This window comes from Cupriavidus phytohabitans (genome assembly GCF_000426345.1).
In the GTDB taxonomy this organism is placed as follows: Bacteria; Pseudomonadota; Gammaproteobacteria; order Burkholderiales; family Burkholderiaceae; genus Cupriavidus.
Map to the genome: position 1 here is coordinate 26,150 of NZ_AUFE01000006.1, position 25,113 is coordinate 51,262.

A 25,113-nucleotide genomic window follows, 5' to 3' on the forward strand; every position below is an offset into this window, starting at 1 on the left:
CCGATGACTGGCGCAGCAGGCAGGCTGGGCGAAAACCGGCATTTTACCGAAATGGCCGGCACGCCGCAGCTAGTGGCGGCTGAGGCACATCACAGCGAGAGGCAATCTAGGACTCGCGATCCTGCCCGCCGCGCGACTGGCGCGCGATGCGATCGATCAGCGCCTGGGCATCCTCGGGCATGCCCTGCAGTGTCAGCAAGCGGGCGTTGAGCACGAGGTTTTCCAGCACCAGCTTGGCGGTCGAGGCCCACATCGTGGCCAGCAGCGCTTCCATCGGCATGCCGGAGGCTTCCATCTGCTCGGAGCGCTCGGCGATCAGCCGGCACGCCAGCTGGCGCAGCGCGCGGTCGTCGAACGGCAGGTCGGCGTAGTCGATCGGGTCTTCCTTCTCGACCTCGGCCATCAGTTGCAGCAGGGTGTCTTCTGTCATGGGCAGACTCCTGGCAAGGCATGAACGCGATGGGCACCGCCAGTCACGCGGCGACGAACTGCTCAGCATCGCGCTTGACCTGACCGGCATTGCCATAGCCTACCATCGCATCGGCCATCGGGCCACGATGCCTCCCTGCCGCGCGCCGGCGGCTGTGCCTTCCGTTCGGCGCCGTGGCGCGAATGCAGCGCGCCGTGGCCGGTCAATGACCGGCCGCGGCGGCGAGCGTGGCGCTATGTTCAGAGCGCCGGCGGCTGGCGACGGAAGCCGACGCCGAAGCGGTTCCACGCATTGATCATCGAGATCAGCAAGGTCAGGTCGGCAATTTCCTTCTCCGTGAACTGCTCGCGCACCGCGTTGTAGTCAGCGTCGGGCGCCTGGCTTTGCGCCAGCAGCGTCAGCGCCTCGGTCCAGGCCAGCGCGGCACGCTCGCGCGCGGTGAACCAGCTCACTTCGCGCCAGGCCGGCAGCAGGCTCAGCCGGCGATCGCTCTCGCCGTGCTTGCGCGCGTCGGTCACATGCATGTCGAGGCAGAAGGCGCAGCCGTTGATCTGCGAGGCGCGGATCTTCACCAGTTCCTTCAGGCTGTTTTCGAGTCCGCAGCGGGCAAGGTAGATCTCCACGCCGACCATGGCCTTGTAGGCATCCGGGGCCACGTCTTGCCAGTTCATGCGTTCTTCCATGTCGATTCTCCAGGGTTCCGGTAGTTGAGTGATTGGCGGGCGCTGGCCCGTTGGACTCAAAGATAGTCCTGGCGATTGGCTCCGTACACCGCCAATTTCCGTCAAAATTGGTAGACCAATTTCCAGGCAAAGACCATGGAGCTCCATCTCGCGCTGGACCACGCCGGCGACCTTACCGCGCAGATCGTCCACCAGATCCGCGACGCCATCCAGGCCGGGCGCCTGGAAGCCGGCGCGCGCATGCCGCCCACGCGGCTCCTCGGCACGCAGCTGGGCGTCGCGCGCAAGACCGTGACCACCGCCTACGAGCGGCTGGTGGCGGAGGGCTGGCTGCACGCGCGCGTCGGCGACGGCACCTATGTCGCCGAGGGGCTGGCGCGCAAGCCGGTGCGCATCGCCGCCGCGCCGGTGCTGCCGCCGGCGGTGCAGCGCTGGATGGCTGTCCAGACGCCCTTCCTCGGGCCGGTCGGCGGTGCGCGCTATGCCTTCCAGCCGGGCCAGGCCGACACCTCACGGTTTCCGCACGAAGCCTGGTCGCGCTGCGTGCGCGCGGCATTGGCGGCGGAGCGGCAGCGCCCACCCGGGCCTGCGGATCCATGTGGCGAGATGCCCCTGCGTCAGGCCATTGCCAGCCATATCGCCTTCACCCGGGGTGTACAGAGTTCTCCGACGGATATCCTGGTCACCGGCGGCGCGCAGCAGGGCATCGACCTGGCAGCCCGGTTGCTGCTGGGGCCGGGCGCCGTGGTGGCGATGGAGGATCCCGGCTACCCGATGGCGCGCGCGCTGTTCCAGGGGCTGGGCGCGCGCGTGGTGCCGGTGCCGGTCGACGGCGAAGGACTGGTGGTGGAGGCACTGCCCGGCGAGGCGACAATGGTCTTCGTCACGCCATCGCACCAGTCGCCGCTGGGCGTGCCGATGAGCCTGGCGCGGCGCCAGGCGCTGCTCGACTGGGCCGCGCGCCGCCACGCGGTCATCCTGGAGGACGACTACGACAGCGAGTTCCGCTATGGCGGGCAGGCGCTGGACGCACTGCAGACGCTGGACCGCCATGGGCGGGTGGTGTACCTGGGAACGTTTTCCAAGACGCTGCTGGCCAACCTGCGCTGCGGTTACCTGGTGGTGCCGCCATGGCTGATGCCGGTGGCACGCAAGGTCAAGCACCTGATGGACTGGTACACCCCGACGCTGACCCAGCAGGCGCTGGCGCGCTTCCTGTCGGAGGGCCACCTGCTGCGCCATATCCGGCGCTCGCACGCGCGCCATGCGCAGCGGCGCGCGCGGCTGCTGGCGCGGCTGCACGGCGACCTGTCACCTTGGCTCGAAGCCCTGCCGGCAATCGCCGGCTTTCACCTGGCAGCGCGGTTGCGCGTGCCGGTGGCTAGCGACGCGCTGATGGCCGTGGCGCGGCTCGCGGACCTGGAACTGGCCACCCTTGACCCCTTCTACGCCACGCCGCCGCCGACCTGCGCCGGCCTGCTGCTCGGCTTTGGCGCCATCGACCTGCTCGACATCGATCCGGCGCTAGACCGGTTGGCAATGGTACTCTCTGCATTGGCCCCGGAGCCGGCGCGCGTCGTGTGACGCTGCCGCCCATTCCGCCAAAAGTGCTGGCCTCAGGGTACGCACCGAATGCGGGGGAGCGCACGCACAGTCATACTGTCGTCCGCCAGCTCCCGTTGAACAAATCGGACGGAGAGCAGTCTCATTCGCACTTCCAACCACACCAGAGTCGCGTTCATGACCAAGCGTTTGTTGTCCGCCATGCGTCAGTACGCATGGTTTTCAGGGGTAAAGCACCATGTCGTGCAGGGCGTCGAAGCCCTGGCGGAGTTGCTCAAGTCCCCTTCCGCCGCGGCGCGCGCCGTCGCGGCCGTGATCGCCGAAACCGAGCACGGCGTGCAGGTCTGGGTTTCGTATCTCGGCAAGCCGCTGGACCCGCACACCAACTACGTGCTGTGGCCGAACCGCTCCCTGCGGCCGGCACGGCGCCGCATCCAGCCCTCCCCGATCGAGCAGTTGCAGATGCGACGGCGGCGCGACGAATAGCCGCGCCCTTCGCTGCATCGACATAGCGCCCCGCCAGTGCCCCTGCGCCGGGCGCCGGTGGCGCTCAGGCGTCCGCCCAGCGGCGCAGCAGGTTGTGGTAGACACCAGTCAGGCCGATCACGGCTTCATGCGACTGGCCGAGTTCCTGCGCCGTCTGGCGGATGCGCCTGTCCATCTCGAACAGCAGCGAACGCTGGCCATCGTCGCGCACCATGCTCTGGATCCAGAAGAACGATGACACCCGTGCGCCGCGCGTGACCGGCGTCACGTGGTGGATGCTCGTGGCCGGGTACAGCACCATATGCCCGGCCGGCAGCTTCACGCGTTGCTGGCCGTAGGTATCCTCGACCACCAGTTCTCCGCCGTCGTACTGGTCCGGCTCGGTCAGGAACAGCGTAGCCGACAGGTCGCTGCGGATGCGGAAGCTGGTGCCGCGCAGGTAGCGGATCGCGTTGTCGACATGGTTGGCAAAGGTGTGGCCACCCTCGTAGCGGTTGAACAGCGGCGGATAGACCTTCAGCGGCAGTGCCGCCGAGAAGAACAACGCGTTGTTGCCCAGCGCATCCTGGATCAGGTCGCCAACCTGGCGCGCCGCGGGCGAGCCTTCGGGCAATTGCAGGTTGCGCTTGGCCAGCGCCGACTGGTAGCCCGAGGTTTCATTGCCATCGGTCCACGGCGCGGCGTCGATGACCTGCCGGACCTGCGCCACCTGGGCCTTGGAAAGTACGTCTGGAATCTGCAGCAACATGGTGGCGACAACCTCTGGGCAAGAATGGGGAAAGCGTGCACGCCCCACGGACGCGTCGTGAACGCGTATTGTATGTGAACCCTGCCGCGGCCAGAACAAGAATCATTATTGTTTGAGCTTGCGCAGGCGCCGCCTCCACTACAATGGGTTTTGTGTTCCCGTCATCGCCAAGGAGAAGACATGTCCGAACCGCTACACGACGAAGCGCTGGTCAATCTCTACCTGGAACGAATTTCAGCCCTGTCGGTGAGCGCCTTCGATGGTGCCGATGTCGGCGCCGAGCTCGATGCCGTGATGCGCGAAGCGGTAGCCAAATGCCAGGCGGCAGGCGGACCGCAGGCACAAGGTACGCTGGTGGTGCTGGCCAAGCGGTTGCGCGAGCGCGCGGAAGCGGCCGAGCGCGAAGACCAGGCGCCGGTGCGCGATACCTTTTTGCAGGCGGCACAGCGATTGCCCGCCTGAGCGGTTGCATGCGCAACGCCAACGGATGAGTCGCGAATTTGTCGCGGATTCAGTTCGAAACAAGGAATGAGTCAGGCCGGACGGCCTTGAGAACAACGCCTTGAAGGATGGCGGCGAATGCCGCGAAAGGCGTTGGTTGCGGGGGCAGGACTTGAACCTGCGACCTTCGGGTTATGAGCCCGACGAGCTGCCAACTGCTCCACCCCGCGTCTGAAGAAAACAATTATGCGGTAGTTGCGCGCATCTGGCAAGTCTTTTCTTGGCGTGCGTGGATATCAGTCGGGCGGCGGCCCGAGCAGGCGGTCCACCAACGCATAGCCGGCACCGAATGCCGCCACCTCCGCGGCGTGGCGCGTGGCGAACTGCTGCGAGCCACTCGCCAGTACTTCGGTATCGCCCGCATCCGCGGGATCGACGCCTTCCTGGGCCACGCGGACTTCATAGCCCCATCGGCCGATGCTGCCCCGCCCTTGCGGCAACACCAGGACGTAGACGTCCATGTCGCGGTACTGCTCGACGCGCCAGTCGTTTTCCATGCGCATTGCTCCGGGTTCGGCTTGCTCTGCCCTTGAGTCGAGCCTAGAAGGCGGCAAGGACGCGCGCAAGCCGTGGTGCAGCAAAAAGCGCTGCCGGCGCGGGGACTACAAGCGATGGGGAAGACAGAGAGAGAGGGAGAAGGCAGCAAAACAAAAAGGGCCTCCGTTTCCGGAAGCCCTTTTCTTACTGCATAGGTGGCGCGGCTGGCAGGATTCGAACCCACGACCCCTTGGTTCGTAGCCAAGTACTCTATCCAACTGAGCTACAGCCGCACTCGAGAAAAGAGATTATATCTGAGATTTCAGATTTGTGAACCCCCCTCTGCACTTTTTTCTCATCTTTTTGCGGGCACGGGCCTGCACGCAGCGTTTTTCTATAATGGGAACCCGAAGATGTGATCCGGACCATGAACAAGGCATTTGTCAAAGAGTCCTCAGGCGACGAGGACGACGACCTCCCCGAAGGCGCAACGCCGCTGCCTCCCGGCACCAAGAACTACATCACCGCCGATGGCTACAACCGCCTGCGCAATGAGCTGATGCAGCTGATCGACGTCGACCGGCCCGATGTGGTGCAGATCGTCTCGTGGGCGGCATCCAATGGCGACCGCTCCGAGAACGGCGACTATCTCTACGGCAAGAAGCGCCTGCGCGAGATCGACCGCCGCATCCGCTTCCTGACGCGCCGCCTCGACAAGGCCGAGGTTGTGGATCCCTCATTGCAGGGCGACAACGACCAGATCTTCTTCGGCGCCACCGTCACCTATGCCAACCGCGCCGGCGAAGAGACCACCATCACCATCGTGGGCATGGACGAGGTAGACCTGGACAGCAACCGCGTCAGCTGGATCTCGCCGATCGCCAAGGCGCTGATCAAGGCGCGCGAAGGCGACACCGTGCCGCTGCGCACACCGGCCGGGGTCGAGCAGATCGATATCCTGGAAGTCAGCTACCCGTCAAAAAACAATAAGTAGGCGGGCGCCCGCCTAGCCGTCGTTGCGGTCGCGGAAGATGCGGATGACGTCCGGGTTGCGGCGCAGCCCGCGCATCACGTTGGCCAGGTGCAGTCGGTTCTGCACCTGGATGACGAACTGCATGTAGGTGGCTTCCTGATGGCTGCCGTCCTGCTGCTCCATCGCCACGTGCGCGACGTTGGCATCGGCGGCGGTCAGGTCCGCGGCGACGCGCGCGACGATGCCCTTGACGTTGCGCACCATCACCTTGATCGAGACATCGAAGGCACGCGTGGTCTTCTTTGCCCACATCACGTCGATCCAGTGCTCCGGATCCTTGCTGTGCAGGCGCTTGGCGATCTTGCAGTCCTGTACGTGGATCTGCAGCCCTTCGCCCTTGCCCAGGTAGCCGACGATCGAATCGCCGGGGATCGGGCGGCAGCATGCCGAGAAGATCATCGACATGCCTTCGTCGCCGGTGATCGGCACCGCGGGCGCCTCTTCGCCGGCAAAGGTCTGCACCGCCGCCAGCAGCGCGCTGTCGACGTCGCCGGACAGCTCCTGCAGCAGGATCTCCATGCGCTTGGCCACCACCGCCGGCACGCGCCGGCCCAGCGCCAGGTCGGCGAAGATGTCTTCGCGCTGCTTGTTGCCGGTCCACTGGATCATGCGGTCCCACACCGACTGCGGCACCGCCTTCAGCTCGATGCCGAGCTGGCGCGCGCATTGTTCCAGCAGCCGCTCGCCGAGCTGGATCGCTTCGTCCAGCTTGGTGGTCTTCAGGTAATGGCGGATCGCCGCGCGCGCCTTGCCGGTGCGCACGAACGACAGCCACGCCGGATTCGGCTTGGAGTACGGCGCCGTCACCACCTCGACGATATCGCCGCTCTTGAGTTCGGTGCGCAGCGGCAGCAGTTCGTTGTTGATCTTGACCGCGACGCACTGGTTGCCCAGGTCGCTGTGCACCGCATAGGCAAAGTCCAGCGCCGTGGCGCCGCGCGGCAGCGCGCGGATATGGCCCTTGGGCGTGAACACGTAGACCGCATCCGGGAACAGGTCGATCTTGACGTGCTCGAGGAATTCCTGCGAATCGCCAGTCTGGCTCTGGATATCGAGCAGCGACTGCAGCCACTGGTGCGCCTGCTGCTGGATATCGTTGGCGTGGTCGGCCTGGTGCTTGTACATCCAGTGCGCGGCCACGCCGGCCTCGGCGATCTGGTGCATGTCGCGCGTGCGGATCTGGAACTCGACCGGCGTGCCGAACGGACCCACCAGCGTGGTGTGCAGCGACTGGTAGCCGTTGATCTTGGGGATGGCGATGTAGTCCTTGAACTTGCCGGGCATCGGCTTGTACAGGCCATGCAGCGCGCCCATCGCCATGTAGCAGTGCATCTGCGTTTCCACCACCACGCGAAAACCGTACACATCCAGCACCTGCGAGAACGACAACTGCTTGTCGTGCATCTTGCGGTAGATGCTGTACAGCGTCTTCTCGCGGCCGGACAGTTCGGCCACGATGCCGGCATCGGCCAGCCCCTTCTGCGCGGCCTCGAGGATGCGCTTGACCACTTCGCGCCGGTTGCCGCGCGCGGCCTTGACGGCCTTCTCCAGCGTGGCGTAGCGGAATGGCGAGCCGACCTTGAACGACAGCTCCTGCAGTTCGCGGTAGATGGTGTTGAGACCGAGACGGTGCGCGATCGGCGCATAGATCTCCATGGTCTCCAGCGCGATGCGGCGGCGCTTCTCCGGCGGCACGAAGTCGAGCGTGCGCATGTTGTGCGTACGGTCGGCCAGCTTCACCAGGATCACGCGCACGTCGCGCGCCATCGCCAGCAGCATCTTGCGGAAGCTTTCCGCCTGCGCCTGCTCGCGGCTCTGGAATTCGAGCTTGTCCAGCTTGGTCAGGCCATCGACCAGTTCGGCGACCTTGGGGCCGAATTTCTCGGCCAGCTCGCTCTTGGTGATGCCCTGGTCTTCCATCACGTCGTGCAGCAGCGCCGCCATGATGGACTGCACATCGAGCTTCCAGTCCGCGCACAGCTCGGCCACCGCCACCGGATGGGTGATGTAGGGCTCGCCGCTCTGGCGGTACTGGCCCAGGTGGGCCTCGTCGGAAAACTGGAAGGCCTCGCGTACGCGCGCCAGGTCGGGCGCCTTCAGGTACGCGAGCTTTTCCATCAGCCGGGTGATGGAAATGACCTGCTGGCGCGGCGGCACCGCCGGCTGCGAGGTCGGGCCGAAGAAGTGCCGGTATGACTGCGCCAGCACTGCATCGATAAAGAGGCTGTCCGCCACCGGAGGCGCCGCTTCCTGCACTGCCGCCAGCTCGTCCTGCAGCGCGGGCGCCCTCGCCTTGCCTGGCGCCAGCGCGGGCGCGACGGCACGCTCCCCGACGACATCGTCGCCGAGCGGATCGGGAAGATTGGGAGCGCCGGTGCGCGCGTTCACGGAAGACTGGCCCGGGATGGTGCGCTTACGCGCCGTGGGCGGCGCAGAATCGCCGTGCGCGCCCGCCGCGGGCGTTGGCGGAGAGGAAGGCTGGGAGGGCAGATGCGGCGAAGGCATGGCGGCGGCCCCTGGAATCCGGCGGGAGAGCCTGGAAATATGCTGGCACGTTGCGAGGATGAGCCATGGGCCGGCCGCTCGATCGGGTCGATCAGGTCGGGACCTTCTTCAGCATCTCGATGCCGACCTGGCCCGACGCGATCTCGCGCAATGCCACCACGGTCGGCTTGTCCTTGGCCTCGACCTTGGGCGTGTGGCCCTGCACCAGCTGGCGCGCACGGTACGTGGCCGCCAGGGCGAGCTCGAAGCGATTCGGGATGTGTTTCAGACAATCTTCGACGGTAATACGCGCCATATCAAATCCACCTTGGGACAAAACCTGTTGGGTTGCTATTTTACAGCACGCGGCGGAAAACGCCGGAGGCGCCTCCGCCCACGTGCGTCGGCTCAGTGGATGCCGAGCTCGATGAACAGCTCCGTGTGACGTGCCTTTTGCGACGAAAAGCGCAAACGGGTAGCCCGAACCACGTTGCGCAGCTCTTCCAGCGCATCGTCGAAGATCTCGTTGATGATGACATAGTCCGACTCCGACGCATGCGACATCTCGCTGCCCGCTGCCAGCAGGCGGCGCACGATCACATTGGGCTCGTCCTGGCCGCGCTTCTTCAGGCGCTCTTCCAGCGCGGTCAGCGACGGCGGCAGGATAAAGATCTCGACCGCGTTGGAGAAGCGCTGGTGCACCTGCTGCGCGCCCTGCCAGTCGATCTCGAGCAGCACGTCGTTGCCTTGCGCCATCTGCTGCTCGATCCACACGCGCGAGGTCGCGTAGTAGTTGCCGTGGACCTCGGCCCACTCCAGGAACTCGCCGCGGTCACGCGAGGCGCGGAAGTCGTCGACGCTGACGAAGTGGTATTCGCGGCCGTTCTGCTCGCCCGGGCGCGGCGCGCGCGTGGTATGCGAGATCGACAGGCGGATGGCCGGGTCCTGCGCCAGCAGCGCGTTGACCAGCGTCGACTTGCCGGCTCCCGACGGCGCCACCACCATGAACAGGTTGCCCGGGTAGACGGTGTCGATGGGAGGATGCGGCGCGGTTTGAGACGTTTGGCTCATGATGATGATTCGGTGACTTCGGGGTGATTCTGGTTCTTTGCTGCGTTTGCTGCTGTTGCCGCGTTATTCGAGGTTCTGGACCTGCTCGCGCATCTGCTCGATCAGCAGCTTGAGCTCCATCGAGGCATCGGCCAGCTCCTTGGCGGCGGCCTTGGAACCGAGCGTGTTGGCCTCGCGGTTCAGCTCCTGCATCATGAAGTCGAGGCGCTTGCCGACCTGCCCACCCTTCTTCAGGATATGGCGGGTCTCGTTCAGGTGTGCCTGCAGCCGCGACAGCTCTTCGGCGATATCGATGCGGATGCCGTAGACGGTGGCCTCCTGGCGGATGCGCTCGGCAATCTCGTCGCGGCTCATCGACGGCATGCCGGCGGGTGCGGCCAGGTTGAACGCTTCCTGCAGGCGCTCGGTCAGCTTCTGCTGGTGGTGCGCGATCAGCTGCGGGATCGCCGGCGTCAGGCGCTCGACGATCGCCAGCATGGCGTCGACGCGCTCCATCAGCGTCGCCTTGAGCGCCTCGCCCTCGCGGCGGCGCGCTTCCAGCAGCTGGTCCAGCGCCTCGCGCGCGGCGCCGGTCACGGCTTCGCGCAACGCTTCCTGCGACAGCTCGGGCTCGACCAGCACGCCCGGCCAGCGCAGGATCTCGCCCATGCGCAGCGTGCCGGCGCTGGGGAAGGTGCCGGCCACGGTGGTTTCCAGCGCGCGGATCTGCGACAGCAGGCCGTCATTGAGCGCCAGCGTGGCGCCGCCCGAATCGGTGCGCTGCAGGTTGATGCGGCATTCCAGCTTGCCGCGCGACAGCTCGGCCATCAGCATCTCGCGCAGCGCCGGCTCAAAGGCGCGGCACTCTTCCGGGGCCCGGAACAACAGGTCGAGGAAACGCGAATTGACAGTGCGGAATTCCACCGAAACGGAGGCGGTGCGCCCGCTCGGCTCGCCCTGTGCGTTGGTCAGTGGCGCCTGGCGCGTGGCCAGGCCATAGCCTGTCATGCTGTGGATCATTGGATGTTCTCGTGAGTGGAGGCGGCCCTGGGGCGATGGCGGCCCGCAGGCACCCTCCTCGAGCCTCCCGCAACCGCATCCCGGGAGCGCTCTCAAAACGTTGAAAGGAGGGCAACAATGCCCGTATTTGTGTTCTTTACAAGTGACCGATTAGCCCGGACAATCCGTTGGCAAATCCGCGGAGGCAAATCCGGTCCCTATTCCCATGACAGAGTCCAAGGGCACGACACAACTGAAGAGTGCACCGCTGCCCGTCGGCACGCTGTTGTCCAACTATCGTATTGTAAAGAAGTTGGCCAGCGGGGGGTTCAGTTTCGTCTACCTGGCCACCGATGAAACCGGCGCGCCGGTCGCGATCAAGGAGTACCTGCCGTCGTCGCTGGCGCGGCGCAACCCGGGCGAGCTGATCCCCGTGGTGCCCGAGGAAAACGCCGCGGCATTCCGGCTCGGCCTGAAGTATTTCTTCGAAGAGGGCCGCTCGCTGGCCCGCATTTCCCATCCCAGCGTGGTGCGCGTGGTGAACTTCTTCCGCGAGAACGCCACGGTCTACATGGTGATGAACTACGAGCTGGGCAAGACGCTGCAGGAGCACGTGCTGGCGGCCCGGCAGCAGGGCCGCGCCAAGGTGCTGCGCGAGCATTTCATGCGCAAGGTCTTCCACGACCTGATGAGCGGCCTGCGCGAAGTGCATATCCACAAGCTGCTGCACCTGGACATCAAGCCCGGCAACATCTACCTGCGCGAGGACGAGTCGCCCATCCTGCTGGATTTCGGCGCCGCGCGGCAGACGCTGACCATGGAAGCGGCACGCTTCCAGCCAATGTACACGCCCGGCTTCGCCGCGCCCGAGCTGTACGGCAAGCATTCCGACCTGGGCCCCTGGACCGATATCTACAGCCTGGGCGCCACGCTTTATGCCTGCATGGCCGGGATGCCGCCGCAGGAAGCCAACCAGCGCGAGAAGGACGACCGCATGGGCGAGGCGCTGGTGCGGCTGCGCAGCAGCTACACCAACGGCCTGGTCGACCTGGTCGAATGGTGCCTGCGGCTGGCGCCGTCGGAGCGGCCGCAGAGCGTGTTCCGGCTGCAGAAGGAGCTGCGCGAGCAGACCAACGCGCTGAGCGAGCAGGCGCTGCTGGCGGCCGCGCCGCCGGCCCCTGCCGAGCGCCCTGCCCCCGCTTCGCGCTTCCTCACGCTGCTGCGCCGCCGCGACGAGCCGGCCCCCGGCGCAAGCGTAGAATAAATCACAAATCGCGTCCGCCGTGGCGCGCTGACCTTACTGAATTTCCAAAGCCAACATGCGATTCTCTGTCTACCAGGAAAGCAGGAAAGGCGGCCGCCGCGTCAACCAGGACCGCATGGGCTATTGCTTCACGCGCGACGCGCTGCTGATGGTGCTGGCCGACGGGCTCGGCGGCCACGCGCACGGCGAAGTCGCGGCGCAGCAGGCGCTGCAGACGCTCGCGCGGCAGTTCCAGACCCAGGCGCGCCCGGCGATACGAAACCCCGCGGAGTTCCTGCAGGACACGATCATGCTGGCGCACCGCGAAATCCACCGCTACGCGGAAGCCAACCGGATGGCCGACGTGCCGCGCACCACGGTGGTCTGCTGCCTGGTCCAGCACGGCCAGGTCTACTGGGCCCATGCCGGCGACTCCCGCTATTACCTGCTGCGCAAGGGCCGCCTGCTGACGCGCACGCGCGACCATTCCAAGATCGAGAACCTGCTGCAGCAGGAACGCGTGCTGCCGATGCACGTGGCCAACCACCCTGAGCGCAACAAGCTCTACAACTGCCTGGGTTCGCCCAACCTGCCGCTGATCGACCTGGGCGGCCCGGTGCGGCTGGAGCCCGGCGATGTCGCCTTGCTCTGCTCCGACGGCCTGTGGGGGCCACTGGACGAGCAGGCGCTGGTCGACAAGCTGTCGCGGCTGTCGGTGGTGCAGGCGGTGCCGGCGCTGATCGAGCTGGCGCTGCAGAACGCCGGCGAAGGTGCCGACAACACCACCGGCATCGCCATGATGTGGGAGCTCGACAACAACGCCACCGGGCCGGATTCGGTGATGACCGATACGCTGCCGCTGAACGCGTTCACCACGTCGATCCTGGACCGCACCGGCACGGACAGCGACCTGCTGTCCGAGGAAGAGATCGAGCGCTCGATCGCCGAGATCCGCGCGGCCATCGACAAGACCAGCAACCTGATGCGCTGACCTGCCCCCCCACGGCCTTTGTCGCTCGTCGCGCGCCGGTATGCAGCGCGCGCGGGCCGGCGGCGGTAGAATCGCGGTCTCTCCCCGATTCCGACCCGAACATCCCATGCGACCCAGCGGCCGCGCAGCCGATGCGCTGCGTTCCATCAGCCTTATCCGCCACTACACCCGCCACGCCGAGGGCTCCGTCCTCTGTGCCTTTGGCGACACCAAGGTGCTCTGCACCGCCAGCGTGCTGGCCAAGGTGCCGCCGCACAAGAAAGGCAGCGGCGAGGGCTGGGTTACGGCCGAATACGGCATGCTGCCCCGCGCCACCCACACCCGCTCGGACCGCGAGGCCGCGCGCGGCAAGCAGACCGGGCGCACGCAGGAAATCCAGCGCCTGATCGGCCGGGCCATGCGCTCGGTGTTCGACCTCGCGGCGCTGGGCGAGTACACCATCCACCTCGACTGCGACGTGCTGCAGGCCGACGGCGGCACCCGCACCGCGGCCATCACCGGCGCCTTTGTCGCCGCGCACGACGCGGTCGCCACCATGCTGCGCGATGGCCTGATCGCCGCCAGCCCGATCCGCGACCACGTGGCCGCGGTCTCGGTCGGCATGGTCGACGGCGTGCCGGTGCTCGACCTGGACTACGCCGAGGACAGCAGCTGCGACACCGACATGAACGTGGTCATGACCGGCAGCGGCGGCTTTGTCGAGGTACAGGGCACTGCCGAAGGCGCGCCTTTCAGCCGCGCCGACCTCGACGCCATGACGCGCCTGGCGGAAGCCGGCATTGCCCGCCTGGTGCAGCACCAGCGCGAAGCGCTCGGCCTGGCCTGACAGGATCCGACCATGCAACGACTGGTACTGGCCTCCAACAACCCCGGCAAGCTGCGCGAATTCGGCACGCTGCTGGCCCCCCTCGGCTTCGATGTGGTGCCGCAGGGCGACCTGGGCATTCCCGAGGCCGAAGAACCCTTCGTCACCTTTGTCGAGAACGCGCTGACCAAGGCGCGCCACGCCAGCCGGCTGTCCGGCCTGCCCGCGCTGGCCGATGATTCCGGCATCAGCGCGCGCGCGCTCGGCGGCGCACCGGGCGTCTATTCGGCGCGCTACGCGCAGATGGCCGGCAAGCCCAGGTCGGATGCGGCCAACAACGCGCACCTGGTGTCGCAACTGGCCGGCAAGCTGGACCGCCACGCGCACTATTACTGCGTGCTGGTGTTGGTGCGCCATGCCGAGGATCCCTGCCCGCTGATTGCCGAGGGCGTGTGGCATGGCGAGGTCGTCGACGCGCCCCGCGGCGCGGGCGGCTTTGGCTACGATCCGCATTTCCTGCTGCCGGGGCTGGGCAAGACTGCCGCCGAGCTGTCGGCAGAAGAGAAGAACGCGGTCAGCCACCGCGCGCAGGCGCTGCGTGCACTGGTGGCCAGGCTGCAGGCCGATGCCGCGCAGCGCAGCAGCCGATGATCCCGATCGTACCGGCCGGCAGCGCGCCGTCCGCCGCTTCTCCCACCGACAGCAAGCAGCTGTGGCTCAAACCCGGGCAGATCAGCCTGCCCGGCTCGCCGCCGCTGTCGCTGTACGTGCATATCCCGTGGTGCGTGCGCAAGTGCCCGTATTGCGATTTCAATTCGCACGCGGCGCCGGGCGCCGACAACCATGAGATCCCGGAAGAGCTCTACCTGGACGCGCTGCGCGCGGACCTGGAGCAGTCGCTGCCGCTGGTGTGGGGCCGTCCCGTGCATACCGTCTTTATCGGCGGCGGCACGCCCAGCCTGCTGTCGGCCGCCGGTATGGACCGGCTGCTGTCCGATCTCCGCGCCTTGCTGCCTCTCGATGCCGACGCCGAGATCACGATGGAGGCCAATCCCGGCACCTTCGAGGCCGACAAGTTCGCCAGTTACCGCGCCAGCGGCATCAACCGGCTGTCGATCGGCATCCAGAGCTTCAACGACCGGCACCTGGAGGCACTTGGGCGCATCCATGGCGGCGCCGAGGCGCGCAAGGCGATCGATATCGCGCAGGCGAGCTTCGACAACATCAATCTCGACGTCATGTACGCCCTGCCCGGGCAGACGCTGGACGAATGCCGGCAGGATCTGGAGGCCGCGCTGTCGTACGGCACCACGCACCTGTCGCTGTACCACCTGACGCTGGAGCCAAACACGCTGTTCGCCAAATTCCCGCCCGCGCTGCCGGACGACGACAGCGCGTACGAGATGCAGGACCTGATCGAGGCACGCACCGGCGAGGCGGGCTATCGCCACTACGAGACGTCGGCCTATGCCAGGCCGCATCGCGAGGCGCGCCACAATCTCAACTACTGGCGCTTCGGCGATTACCTCGGCATCGGCGCGGGCGCGCACGGCAAGCTGTCGTTCCCGCACCGCATCGTGCGCCAGATGCGGCACAAGCATCCGGCCACCTACATGGCGCAAGCGCTCGCGGGCAACGCCGTGCAGGAAGCGCGCGACGTGAGCGCCGATGAGCTGCCGTTCGAGTTCATGCTCAATGCGCTGCGCCTCACCGAGGGCGTGCCGGCATCGAGCTTCCAGGACTACACCGGGCTGCCGCTGCGTACCATCAGCAAGCAACTCGCCGAAGCCGAGAAGAAGGGACTGCTGGAAGCGGACCTGACGACCATCCGGCCGACGGAACTGGGGCGGCGCTTTCTCAATGACTTGCAGGAGATGTTCCTGAAGGATTGAGTTGTGGACGCAGAGGCGTCACAAAAGACAAAGGCCACGCAATCGCGTGGCCTTTGCCGTTCCGAACGGGAGGTCAGCGTCAGTACGGCGTCGCCATATCGTTGGCTACGCGTGCACGCATGCCGACCTGCAGGTTGCCCAGGCTCGACTGCGTCACGGTCGCCACGCGGCCATCATCCAGGCGCACGTTGACGCGATACGCGTTCTGCGTATTGCTGCCCGCACGCTTCTCGATCTGGTTGCCCGCCACCGCGCCGACCACGGCACCGCCGATGGTGGCCGCGGTCTGCCCGCGCCCGCCGCCGATCTGGTGGCCCAGCAGGCCGCCGGCGGCACCGCCGATGACCGTGCCGAGCAGGCCCGAGCTGTTTTGCGTGGCAGTGATCGGCTCGATCGATTCAACGCGGCCGTAGTACACCGAGCCGGCAGGCGCCTGCGTGGTGTTGGGGGTCTGGTAGCCCGGAGGCGGCGCCGTGTTGTATCCGGTATTGCTGTAGCCGCCGTTATACGGCGCAGCACAACCAGCCAGCACCGCCACCGCGGTAGCTGCCGGCAGGAACAGCCATTTCTTGCTTTGCATTCGCATATTGAGTTCTCCTCTGTTGCCAGTCGAAGCCGGGATTGCGGCACACACACCGCGCCCGAGCACTCCAATATGAGCGACGACCACATGTGAAGGTTCCGCAATGTCAGACACACGCCGACAGCCGCAGGCGGCAGTGTGGCAGGAAGCTTACGCATGCACGTTCACCGCAGCGCAACGCCACCCGCTGCCACGCAGGCCTTGTATAATGCGCGGCCTGACCGTCAGATCGATGGCAACAAGGCGCCGAAGGATCCGCCCTTTCGCGCTACAATGCCCGCACTTTCCGGAAGCGTGGCCGAGTGGTTTAAGGCAGCAGTCTTGAAAACTGCCGATGGGGTGACCCATCCGTGAGTTCGAATCTCACCGCTTCCGCCAGACAGCAAGACGGCCCGCACCAGGCAACCGGTGCGGGCCGTCTTTATTTGGGCGAGCCTTCCGGACACTGCGTCAGCAACCGGTAGGCTTCCGCCTCAGAAATCTTCAGCCGGTACTTCTGGGCCAGCACGCGCGCAAAGGCATGCGCCGAGTCCGGGTGGCAGTACCGCAACTGCTCCCGGTACGCCTCCACTTCATAGCGCAACCGCCAGCGCCGGCTGGCGAGATACAGCACGCCCATCAGCCCCCAGCTGCGCCAGAACTGGCGCACATGGACTTTTTCGTGTTCGATCAGCGCCTCATCGGCACCGGGCCGCAGCAGGATCAGCGGACCGGGCGTAAAGCCGTCAAACCCGCGCGGGATCAGCCAGCGGGTTTCGACAACCAGACAGAGCGGGGAGCGGCAGTAGCGGAGCATGCGTCAAGCATAGCCCGGATGCTCGCGCTCTGCCTCGCCCTACCTTGCGCTGCGCTCAGGCCGCCGCGCGCAGCGGCGCCGGCGCGGCAGCCGTTGGCATCTCCACCGCCGCCTGGCCGCGCGAACGGCCCGAGCTGAGGTAGCCCGCGATCGATTCCTGCGTCACTTCGCCCAGGTAGTCACCATCCGCACCCATCACCGGCAGCCAGCTGGTGTTGTGCTGGTACATGCGCGACAGCACGATGCGCAGGTGCTCGTCGGACGCCGCGGTCACCGCGAACGGGCGCACCACCTCGCTGCACACGCCCTTGCCGGAGCGGGCGTCGCGGCGCGTCACATAGCCCACCGCGCGCTGCGCGTCGTCCACTACCGGCAGGTGGCGCACGTCGGCATCGTCCATCACGCCCAGCGCCTCGGCCAGCGGCATGTCGGGGCGGCAGCTCGGCGGCATGGTGGCGGCATCGCCGGCGCGCACCAGCAGCAGGCGCTTGAGCGTGTTGTCGTGGCCGACGAAGGCCTGCACGAACTCATCGGCCGGATGGGCCAGCAGCGCGTCGGGGTGGTCGAACTGCACCAGCTTGCCGCTGCGGAACACCGCCACCTTGTCGGCCAGCTTGATGGCTTCGTCGATATCGTGCGAGACCATGATCACGGTCTTGCCGAGCTGGCGCTGCATCTGCAGGAACTCGTTCTGGATGCTCTCGCGATTGATCGGATCGACCGCGCCGAAGGGCTCGTCCATCAGCAGTACCGGCGCATCGGCCGCCAGCGCGCGGATCACGCCGATGCGCTGCTGCTGCCCACCCGACAGTTCGCGCGGATAGCGGCCGAGCATCAGGTTGGGATCGAGCTGCACCATCGCCATCAGTTCGCGCGCGCGCTCGCGGCATTGCTTCTTGTCCCAGCCGAGCAGGCGCGGCACGACCATGATGTTCTCTTCGATGGTCATGTTGGGAAACAGGCCGATCTGCTGGATCACGTAGCCGATCTTGCGGCGCAGGGCCACGCCGTCGATGCCGCGCGTGTCCTCGCCCTCGATGCGCACCGTGCCCGACGTCGGCTCGATCAGGCGGTTGATCATCTTCAGCGTGGTGGTCTTGCCGCAGCCCGACGGGCCCAGGAAGACGCAGATCTCGCCGTTCGGCACCGTCAGCGACACGGCGTCGACGGCGCGCACTTCAGTGCCGTCTTTCTGCTGGAAGGACTTGGTGAGTTGGTCGAGTTCGATCATAGACGGATCCCCTTCGGCGTCAGCACCCGCTGCAACCACTGCAGGAAGGCGTCCGCCACGATGGCGAGCAGGCTGACCAGGACCGCGCCCACGGCCAGCTTGCTCATGTTGCTCTGGCTGATCGCCTGCAGGATCAGCACCCCAAGGCCACCCGCGCCGATGATGGCGGCAATGGTGGCAACCCCGATATTCATCACCACGGCGGTACGCACGCCGCCGAGGATCACCGGCACGGCCAGCGGCAGGTCGACCAGCCGCATGCGTTGCCAGGTGGTCATGCCGATGCCGCGGCCCGCTTCCTGGATGCCGGGGTCGACATTGGCCAGCGCGGTGTAGGTGTTGCGCATGATCGGCAGCAGCGAGTACAGGAACACCGCCGTCACCGCCGGCACGTAGCCGAGCGCGTGGCCGAAGCGCGCGAAGATCGGGATCATCAGCCCGAACAGCGCGATCGACGGCAGCGTCAGCACGATGGTGGCCAGCGCCAGCAGCGGCGTGGCCAGCGCGCGGAAGCGCGTGATCACGATGCCCAGCGGCACCCCGATCAGGATCGCCAGGCCCACCGCCGAACCGACCAGCGCGAGATGCTCGCCGGTCATTTTCAGCAGCGTGGGCCAGCTGTGTTGCAGGTAAGCAAATAGGTCCATTCGCAAGTCCTCAGATCAGTCCGTGGCTGCGCAGGAAGTCCTCCGCGACCTTGTCCACCGGCTGCTGGCCGATGTCCACCTTGTAGTTCATGTCGGTCATGCTCTGGTTGTCGAGCCTGGCCGCCAGCGCGTTGAGCAGGCCCGCCAGTTCCGGATGCTTGTCGAGCACCGGCTTGCGCACCACCGGCACCGCGTTGTATGGCGGGAAGAAATGCAGGTCGTCTTCCAGCAGCACGAGGTCGAAGCCTTTGACGCGGCCATCCGTGGCGTAGACCAGGCCCAGCTCGACCTGGTTGTTCTTCAGCGCGGTGTAGACCAGGCCCGGGTCGAGCTGGATCACGTCGCGGCGCGAGAACGGCAGCTTGTACAGCTGCTTGAGCGGCTCCAGGCCGTCCGGGCGCGCGGCGAATTCCATGTCGACCGCGAACGGGTGGCTGGCATCGGGGCCGGCCTTGCGCATCTGCTCGGCAAACGCCGACAGCGTGGTCACGCCTTTGCCAGCGCGCTCCTTCGGCATCGCCAGCGCGTAGGTGTTATTGATGCCCGAGGCATCCAGCCACACCAGCCCGCGCGCGCCGTCCATCTGCCTGACACGCTCATAGCTTTCCTTCGCGCCCAGCTTTTCCTGGACCTTGTTGAACACGATCAGCGCGGTGCCGGTGTAGTCCCAGACCACGTCGAGCTGGTTGCTCTCCATGGCCTGGCGCATCAGCGTGCTGCCCAGCCCGGCGGTCAGCTCGGTGCTGAAGCCCTTGGCACGCAGGTATTTCGACGTCATCGACGACAGCAGCAGCTGCTCGGTGAAGTTCTTGCCGCCCACGCGGATCGGCGTTGCGGCGGTATTGGCGCCATCGGCGGCATGCGCCCCGGGCGCCGTGGCCAACGCCAGTCCTGCCGCGAATGCGGTGACGGCTGCCACCAGCATCGCGGCGCGCCGCGCGCGGCGGCGGATGAATTGCATCGGGTCTTTCATGTCGGCCCCCTTGGTAAGCGCTGTCAGCGCGTCAGCGCGCCAGCCCGCGGCGGCGCAGGTACATCTGGCCGGCAGCGGCGAACAGCGCGTCCAGCGCCAGTGCCAGCAGCGCGGTGGCGGCCGCGCCCAGCAGCAGCAGCGACTGGTTGTTCAGGTAAATGCCCGGGAAGATCAGCTCGCCCAGGCTGTTGGCGCCGATCAGGAACGACAGCGGCACCGTGCCGACATTGATCACCAGCGCGATGCGGATGCCGGCCAGCATCACCGGCAGCGCGTTCGGCAGTTCCACGCGCACCAGCCGCTGCACCGGCGTCATGCCGATGCCGCGCGCCGCTTCGCGCAGCGTGGGCGAGACGTTGCGCAGCCCCTCGTAGGTGTTGCGCACGATCGGCAGCAGCGAAGCCAGCCACAGCGCCAGGATCGCCGGGCGCTCGCCGATGCCGAGCACCGCCAGCGCGAGTGCCAGCACCGCCAGCGACGGCACCGTGTTGCCGACGTTGAAGACCTGCATCAGCCGGTCGGCCCAGCGGCGCATGCACGGGCGGCTTAGCGCGATGCCGGCCGGGATGCCGGTGGCCAGCGCCAGCGCCATCGAAATCGCGACCAGGCGCAGGTGGTCGGCAACGTCGTAAATCAGGCGCTCCTGATATTTCTGAATCACATCCACGCCAATCCATGCGACCAATGCGGCGATCGCGGCAAGCGTCAGTCCTGCCCAGGCGAAAGACCGGGCCGATTGCTTTGGCATACTCTCCCCTTCTCCGGGGCCGAAAAGAGAGCAAGGCGCCACTTCCCGATCGCGGAAAACAATATGGGCTGGTGGTTGCGGAGATGGAGGCGCCACCGGCCCGGTTCAGATTGCATTGCCGCCATGACCGGCACGATTGCCGGCGGACGGTCTGTGGACCCTTCCGCCTTGGCGGGGAGCCCGATTGACGGGACGCCGGCACATGCGGCCGGGCATTCCCTGATGCGGCGCAACCGGCGACGCGCAAGCGTGACGACCAGTTGGCCAGTGGCAGCGCAGGTATTGAGGTTTTTCGACGCGCCGCCGATCCATTGGCCGTTGACTGGCAAGGGCTGGCGCGGATTCGGCCACCTTGCAATTCACATCAACGGATGACAAAGAGAGCGCTATTATAGCGATCTTCTTCCATCTTGTCATCTTCCCACCTTCCTACCCCCAATTTGCGGCAATTTTATGCTGCCACGGGGCGTTCGCGGTACCGGTCGCCGAGGCCAGCATCGGCTCTCGCGCTGTTCCAATTTCGATAGCGATGTTCTGAGCCTCGACTCACGGATGGAACAATCTGTTGCCTTCCCGCCCTCTACTCTTTCCCAGCCAAACCACTAAATTCACTGGGTAGCTGAAACGACGGGACAGCGCGGCACGATCGCAGCGCCTCCCGCCCACAGGAGAAAGACATGGACACCCGTATCGCCTTCACCACCGTTCCCGCCACCGCCGCGGAAAGCGTGCAACGCTCGCGCTCCGTGGACCGCGTCGTGCGGGGAATCGCCACCTCCGACGGCGCCGGCGTCAAGCTGACCCGCGTGCTGACGCAGAACCTGCAGCGCCGGCTGGACCCGTTCCTGATGCTCGATGCCTTCGGCACCGACAGCAAGGACGACTACGTCGGCGGCTTCCCCGATCACCCGCACCGCGGCTTCGAGACCATCACCTACATGCTGGCCGGCCGCATGCGCCATCGCGACAGCGCGGGCAACGAAGGCCTGCTGCAGAACGGCGGCGCCCAGTGGATGGTGGCCGGCGCCGGCGTGGTGCACTCGGAAATGCCCGAGCAGGAAGACGGCCGCATGGAAGGCTTCCAGCTGTGGCTGAACCTGCCGGCCGCGGACAAGATGACCGCGCCGTGGTACCGCGACATGCCGTCGGCCGAGATTCCGACGGTAGCACTGGGGGACGACGGGAGCGGCGGCACGGTCCGCGTACTGGCCGGCGCCAGCCACGGTGTGGCCGGTGCGGTGACGCGCCCGGTGACCGAGCCGCTCTACCTCGACGTGCACCTGCCGGCCGGACAGGCGTTCACGCAGGCGCTGCCGGCCGGGCATAACGCCTTTGTCTATGTGTACCAGGGCGAGGTGTCGATTGGCGATGGCGACGACAGCGCGGTGGTCGAGGCCCAGCGCATGGGCGTGCTGGACAATGCCGGCACGGCCGACGGCGTGGTGGTGCGGGCCGATGCGGACGCGCGCTTCCTGCTGATCGCCGGCAAGCCGCTGAACGAGCCGATCGCGCAGTACGGCCCGTTCGTGATGAACACGCAGGAGCAGATCTACCAGACGCTGGCGGATTTCCGGGATGGGCGATTCGCGACGATCGCGGCGGGTTCTGGGGCGTAACGCTGGCCGGAGCCCGGGGCGTCCGTGCTTCGGCTGGTTTGCTCCCCTCTCCCGCTAGCGGGAGAGGGGCCGGGGGGGAGGGCCGGCGCTTGCAAGGGGCATTGGCTTCGTGGTGACGCCCGCCCTCACCCCCACCCTTCTGCCATAAATGGGAGAGGGGAGAAAACCCTCGCAGTTCCGGCGTCGTCGGCAACCAAGCCGCCGCCTCCACCAGGAGGCGGCGGCTTTTTTTCGTGCCGCAGCCGGCATGCGACTTGCAACCTGCCTGCAACCGTTGCGGGGACTGGACACTCGCCCGTTTCGGACCTTCCAGCCTCCGCGCACTTATATAATTTGTCACCAATATCGAGCATCACCAGTTCATGATGAATGCTGCAATGCGTCGCGGCGATCCTGCGCCACGCACTGCCGCGCTTTGACTCATCCCGACGTTGCTGCCCTCACAACAACCCGAGCCGCCTCAGTGACATCACAGACCCCTCCCAGGCTGGCGCTTGCCCATATCAGCAAGCGCTATCCGGGCGTCGTCGCCAACGACGACGTCAGCCTTACCGTCGCTCCCGGCGAGATCCACGCCGTACTGGGCGAGAACGGCGCCGGCAAGTCCACCCTGATGAAGATCATCTTCGGCGCCGTCCGGCCCGATGCCGGCGAAATGCACTTCAACGGGGCGCCGGTCACGATCAACAGCCCGCACGATGCCCGCAACCTGGGCATCGCCATGGTGTTCCAGCATTTCTCGCTGTTCGACACGCTGACCGTGACCGAAAACATCGCGCTCGGCCTGCCGGCCAGCCAGCAGGGCAACCAAGGCAACATCAGGCAGCTGGCCGAGCGCATCCGCGCCACCGCCGAGCGCTATGGCCTGCCGCTGGAACCGAACCGCCACGTGCACACGCTGTCGGTCGGCGAGCGCCAGCGCGTGGAGATCGTGCGCGCGCTGCTGGCCAACCCGCAGCTGCTGATCCTGGACGAGCCCACTTCGGTGCTGACGCCGCAGGCAGTGGAAACGCTCTTCGTCACGCTGCGCCAGCTGGCCGACGAAGGCACCAGCATCCTCTACATCAGCCACAAGCTCGATGAGATCCGCGCGCTGTGCCATCACGCCACCGTGATGCGCATGGGCAAGGTCACCGGCGTGTGCGATCCGCGCCAGGAAACCGCGGCGTCGCTGTCGCGGCTGATGATCGGCGGCGAACCGCCGCGCGAGGCCCGCGTCGCCGCCGAACGCGGCCCGGTGCGGCTGAGCGTGCAGGAACTGTCGCTGCCGCGCTCGCATGCCTTTGCCACCGAACTCGAGCGGATATCGCTCGACGTGCATGCGGGCGAGATCGTCGGCATCGCCGGCGTTTCCGGCAATGGCCAGCAGGAATTGCTCGCCGCGCTGTCAGGAGAAGACACGCGCGCGTCGAATGTCTCGGTACAGCTTGGCGGCAAGCCGGTCGGCAAGCTCGATGCGCGCCAGCGCCGACGCGCGGGGCTGGCATTCGTGCCGGAAGAACGCCTTGGCCGCGGCGCGGTGCCGGGCATGAGCCTGGCCACCAATATCCTGCTGTCGCACCAGACGCCGCCCTATGTACGGCAAGGCATGATCTCGCCGCGTGCGGCGACCGGGCTCGCGGTGGCGGTGATCAACCGCTTCCGCGTCAAGACCAGCGGGCCGGATGCGCTGGCGCGCAGCCTGTCCGGCGGCAACCTGCAGAAATTCATTGTCGGCCGCGAGATCGAAAGCGGCCCGAAGGTACTGATCGTGGCGCAACCGACGTGGGGCGTGGACGTGGGCGCCGCGGCGCAGATCCATAATGAGATCCTGGCGCTGAAGGCCACCGGGTGCGCCATCCTGGTGGTGTCGGAAGAACTCGACGAGCTGTTTGCGATCTGCGACCGGCTGCACGTGATCGCCAAGGGGCACCTGTCGCCGTCGGTGCCGACCGAAACCGCCACGCGCGAGCAGGTCGGCCTGTGGATGAGCGGCTTGTGGGAAGGCGGTCCCGCCAAGGCAGGCAATGCGGAGGTGGCAAGCCATGGCTGATGTGCGACGCTTCTTCCCCCGTTCCCCGCTCACGCTGGCACCGCGCGGTCTGCCGTCGCGCACCATGGCCTACGCCTCGCCGGTGGTCGCGCTGGCGCTGACGCTGTTGTTCGGCGCGCTGCTGTTCCTGGTGCTCGGCAAGGACCCGGTGGCCGCGCTCAAGGTGTTCCTGGCCGATCCGCTGCGCGACAAGCGCGCCATCGGGGAAGTTTTGCTGAAGACGGTGCCGCTGGTGCTGTGCGCGCTGGGGCTTTCGGTGTGCTACCGGGCCAATGTGTGGAACATCGGTGCCGACGGACAGCTGATCGCCGGCGGCATCTGCGCGGGCGCTGCGGTGCTGTATTTCGACGTGCCGGGGCAAACGATGAACGGCACCGTGGTGCTGGTGCTGGCCTCGCTCGCCGGCATCGTCGGCGGCATGGCGTGGGCTTCGCTCACGGCGCTGCTAAAGGACAGGTTCAACGCCAACGAGATCCTGGTCTCGCTGATGCTCACCTATATCGCGCAGCAGCTTCTGCTGTGGGTGGTCAACGGGCCGCTGAAGGATCCCGACGGCATGAACTTCCCGCAGTCCAAGGTGTTCTCGTCCGAGTTCCTGCTGCCCAACCTGATGTCGGGCTCGCGCCTGCACGCCGGCTTTGCGGTGATGCTGGTGCTGGTGGCAGTGATGACGGTGTTCGTGTTCCGCAGCTTTGCCGGGTATCGCCTGCAAGTGGGCGGCACGGCGCCGTCAGCGGCGCGCTACGCGGGCTTTTCAGCACGCAGCGCGTTGTGGAGCGCGCTGCTGATCTCCGGCGCCACGGCAGGACTGGCGGGCGCATTTGAAGTGGTCGGCCCGATCGGCCAGCTGTTGCCGTCGATCTCGCCGGGCTACGGCTTCACCGCGATCATCGTCGCGTTTATCGGCCGGCTGCACCCGGTCGGCACCGTCTTCGGCGGCATCATGATGTCGCTGTTCTATATCGGCGGCGAGATGGCGCAGTCGCGCCTGGGCCTGCCTTCGGCCATCGGCTGGGTGTTCCAGGGCATGCTGCTGTTCTTCCTGCTGGCCTGCGACACATTGATCGAAAACCGCCTGCGCTGGCGCGCCGCCACGGCCTGA

General features: G+C 66.6%; 26 protein-coding genes and 3 tRNA genes. 13 read left to right on the forward strand and 16 right to left on the reverse strand.

What is annotated here, in order from left to right; genetic code table 11:
• Positions 1-106: 106 nt before the first annotated feature.
• On the reverse strand, positions 107-430 hold the full coding sequence (locus K309_RS0106255) for a hypothetical protein (protein WP_029045619.1): 324 nt from the start codon (positions 428-430) through the stop codon (positions 107-109).
• 239 nt (positions 431-669) lie between these two features.
• Entirely contained in the window at positions 670-1,113 is a 444-nt protein-coding gene (locus tag K309_RS0106260; RefSeq protein ID WP_029045620.1) for a carboxymuconolactone decarboxylase family protein, read from the reverse strand.
• A 135-nt stretch (positions 1,114-1,248) separates the two neighbouring features.
• Between K309_RS0106260 and pdxR the strand changes: the two genes are divergently transcribed.
• Both pdxR and K309_RS0106270 read left to right on the forward strand, forming a co-directional pair.
• The gene (pdxR, locus tag K309_RS0106265; RefSeq protein ID WP_029045621.1) at positions 1,249-2,697 is read left to right on the forward strand and encodes a MocR-like pyridoxine biosynthesis transcription factor PdxR; all 1,449 of its coding nucleotides are present in this window, start codon (positions 1,249-1,251) and stop codon (positions 2,695-2,697) included.
• A 156-nt stretch (positions 2,698-2,853) separates the two neighbouring features.
• A complete protein-coding gene (locus K309_RS0106270; protein ID WP_029045622.1) occupies positions 2,854-3,162 on the forward strand; it encodes a hypothetical protein in 309 nt (102 codons plus the stop codon).
• Between the two features lie 64 nt (positions 3,163-3,226).
• On the opposite strand, the gene K309_RS0106275 is transcribed toward K309_RS0106270, so the two are convergent.
• Complete coding sequence (locus K309_RS0106275) at positions 3,227-3,910, reverse strand: Fe2+-dependent dioxygenase (RefSeq protein ID WP_029045623.1); 684 nt, start codon at positions 3,908-3,910, stop codon at positions 3,227-3,229.
• A gap of 180 nt (positions 3,911-4,090) precedes the next feature.
• Here K309_RS0106275 and K309_RS0106280 point away from each other — a divergent pair, with 180 nt between their 5' ends.
• On the forward strand, positions 4,091-4,372 hold the full coding sequence (locus tag K309_RS0106280) for a hypothetical protein (protein WP_029045624.1): 282 nt from the start codon (positions 4,091-4,093) through the stop codon (positions 4,370-4,372).
• Between the two features lie 133 nt (positions 4,373-4,505).
• Here the strand turns inward: K309_RS0106280 and K309_RS0106285 are convergent.
• From K309_RS0106285 to K309_RS0106295, 3 genes are all read right to left on the reverse strand, one after another.
• Positions 4,506-4,581 (reverse strand) — tRNA-Met (locus tag K309_RS0106285).
• Between the two features lie 66 nt (positions 4,582-4,647).
• Positions 4,648-4,908 (reverse strand): hypothetical protein, encoded by a 261-nt coding sequence (locus K309_RS0106290; protein ID WP_029045625.1) that lies wholly within the window; start codon positions 4,906-4,908, stop codon positions 4,648-4,650.
• A gap of 196 nt (positions 4,909-5,104) precedes the next feature.
• Positions 5,105-5,181: transfer RNA gene (locus K309_RS0106295), tRNA-Arg, on the reverse strand.
• 134 nt (positions 5,182-5,315) lie between these two features.
• On the opposite strand from K309_RS0106295, the gene greB reads away from it, so the two are divergent.
• Positions 5,316-5,882, forward strand: coding sequence for a transcription elongation factor GreB (gene greB / locus K309_RS0106300; RefSeq protein ID WP_029045626.1), 567 nt, complete (start codon positions 5,316-5,318; stop codon positions 5,880-5,882).
• 12 nt (positions 5,883-5,894) lie between these two features.
• Here greB and K309_RS0106305 read toward each other — a convergent pair whose 3' ends face one another.
• From K309_RS0106305 to K309_RS0106320, 4 genes are all read right to left on the reverse strand, one after another.
• Positions 5,895-8,309, reverse strand: coding sequence for a RelA/SpoT family protein (locus K309_RS0106305; RefSeq protein WP_029045627.1), 2,415 nt, complete (start codon positions 8,307-8,309; stop codon positions 5,895-5,897).
• Positions 8,310-8,517: 208 nt separating this feature from the next.
• On the reverse strand, positions 8,518-8,721 hold the full coding sequence (rpoZ, locus tag K309_RS0106310; protein WP_006578656.1) for a DNA-directed RNA polymerase subunit omega: 204 nt from the start codon (positions 8,719-8,721) through the stop codon (positions 8,518-8,520).
• Positions 8,722-8,813: 92 nt separating this feature from the next.
• On the reverse strand, positions 8,814-9,476 hold the full coding sequence (gmk, locus tag K309_RS0106315) for a guanylate kinase (protein ID WP_035876935.1): 663 nt from the start codon (positions 9,474-9,476) through the stop codon (positions 8,814-8,816).
• A gap of 63 nt (positions 9,477-9,539) precedes the next feature.
• Entirely contained in the window at positions 9,540-10,475 is a 936-nt protein-coding gene (locus K309_RS0106320) for a YicC/YloC family endoribonuclease (protein ID WP_029045629.1), read from the reverse strand.
• 205 nt (positions 10,476-10,680) lie between these two features.
• Here K309_RS0106320 and K309_RS0106325 point away from each other — a divergent pair, with 205 nt between their 5' ends.
• From K309_RS0106325 to hemW, 5 genes are all read left to right on the forward strand, one after another.
• Entirely contained in the window at positions 10,681-11,718 is a 1,038-nt protein-coding gene (locus K309_RS0106325) for a serine/threonine protein kinase (protein ID WP_029045630.1), read from the forward strand.
• Between the two features lie 55 nt (positions 11,719-11,773).
• Complete coding sequence (locus K309_RS0106330) at positions 11,774-12,688, forward strand: PP2C family protein-serine/threonine phosphatase (RefSeq protein ID WP_029045631.1); 915 nt, start codon at positions 11,774-11,776, stop codon at positions 12,686-12,688.
• Positions 12,689-12,794: 106 nt separating this feature from the next.
• Complete coding sequence (rph, locus tag K309_RS0106335; protein ID WP_029045632.1) at positions 12,795-13,514, forward strand: ribonuclease PH; 720 nt, start codon at positions 12,795-12,797, stop codon at positions 13,512-13,514.
• A gap of 12 nt (positions 13,515-13,526) precedes the next feature.
• Positions 13,527-14,144 carry an RdgB/HAM1 family non-canonical purine NTP pyrophosphatase gene (rdgB, locus tag K309_RS0106340; protein WP_029045633.1) on the forward strand — a complete coding sequence of 206 codons (618 nt, stop codon included), beginning with the start codon at positions 13,527-13,529 and terminating at the stop codon, positions 14,142-14,144.
• A complete protein-coding gene (gene hemW / locus K309_RS0106345; protein WP_029045634.1) occupies positions 14,141-15,385 on the forward strand; it encodes a radical SAM family heme chaperone HemW in 1,245 nt (414 codons plus the stop codon). The genes rdgB and hemW overlap by 4 nt, the downstream gene beginning before the upstream one ends.
• A 79-nt stretch (positions 15,386-15,464) precedes the next feature.
• On the opposite strand, the gene K309_RS0106350 is transcribed toward hemW, so the two are convergent.
• Positions 15,465-15,971 (reverse strand): outer membrane lipoprotein, encoded by a 507-nt coding sequence (locus K309_RS0106350; protein WP_029045635.1) that lies wholly within the window; start codon positions 15,969-15,971, stop codon positions 15,465-15,467.
• A gap of 285 nt (positions 15,972-16,256) precedes the next feature.
• Here K309_RS0106350 and K309_RS0106355 point away from each other — a divergent pair.
• Positions 16,257-16,346: transfer RNA gene (locus tag K309_RS0106355), tRNA-Ser, on the forward strand.
• Between the two features lie 43 nt (positions 16,347-16,389).
• Here K309_RS0106355 and K309_RS0106360 read toward each other — a convergent pair.
• From K309_RS0106360 to K309_RS0106380, 5 genes are read right to left on the reverse strand one after another with little or no spacing between them, the layout of a single operon-like run.
• Entirely contained in the window at positions 16,390-16,764 is a 375-nt protein-coding gene (locus K309_RS0106360; protein WP_029045636.1) for a hypothetical protein, read from the reverse strand.
• Between the two features lie 55 nt (positions 16,765-16,819).
• Positions 16,820-17,995, reverse strand: a complete 1,176-nt coding sequence (locus K309_RS0106365; protein WP_029045637.1) for an osmoprotectant ABC transporter ATP-binding protein OsmV — start codon at positions 17,993-17,995, stop codon at positions 16,820-16,822.
• Positions 17,992-18,642: an ABC transporter permease gene (locus tag K309_RS0106370; protein ID WP_029045638.1), complete on the reverse strand. Its 651-nt coding sequence runs from the start codon at positions 18,640-18,642 to the stop codon at positions 17,992-17,994. Before K309_RS0106370 ends, K309_RS0106365 begins: the two co-directional genes overlap by 4 nt.
• A 10-nt stretch (positions 18,643-18,652) precedes the next feature.
• Positions 18,653-19,603, reverse strand: coding sequence for a glycine betaine ABC transporter substrate-binding protein (locus K309_RS0106375; RefSeq protein ID WP_029045639.1), 951 nt, complete (start codon positions 19,601-19,603; stop codon positions 18,653-18,655).
• A 43-nt stretch (positions 19,604-19,646) separates the two neighbouring features.
• Entirely contained in the window at positions 19,647-20,363 is a 717-nt protein-coding gene (locus K309_RS0106380; protein WP_029045640.1) for an ABC transporter permease, read from the reverse strand.
• 677 nt (positions 20,364-21,040) lie between these two features.
• Between K309_RS0106380 and K309_RS0106385 the strand changes: the two genes are divergently transcribed.
• The 3 genes from K309_RS0106385 to K309_RS0106395 all read left to right on the forward strand — a co-directional run bounded on the left by K309_RS0106385 (position 21,041) and on the right by K309_RS0106395 (position 25,113).
• Positions 21,041-21,979: a pirin family protein gene (locus tag K309_RS0106385; RefSeq protein ID WP_029045641.1), complete on the forward strand. Its 939-nt coding sequence runs from the start codon at positions 21,041-21,043 to the stop codon at positions 21,977-21,979.
• A 463-nt stretch (positions 21,980-22,442) separates the two neighbouring features.
• Positions 22,443-24,011: an ABC transporter ATP-binding protein gene (locus K309_RS0106390; RefSeq protein WP_029045642.1), complete on the forward strand. Its 1,569-nt coding sequence runs from the start codon at positions 22,443-22,445 to the stop codon at positions 24,009-24,011.
• A complete protein-coding gene (locus K309_RS0106395) occupies positions 24,004-25,113 on the forward strand; it encodes an ABC transporter permease (protein ID WP_029045643.1) in 1,110 nt (369 codons plus the stop codon). Before K309_RS0106390 ends, K309_RS0106395 begins: the two co-directional genes overlap by 8 nt.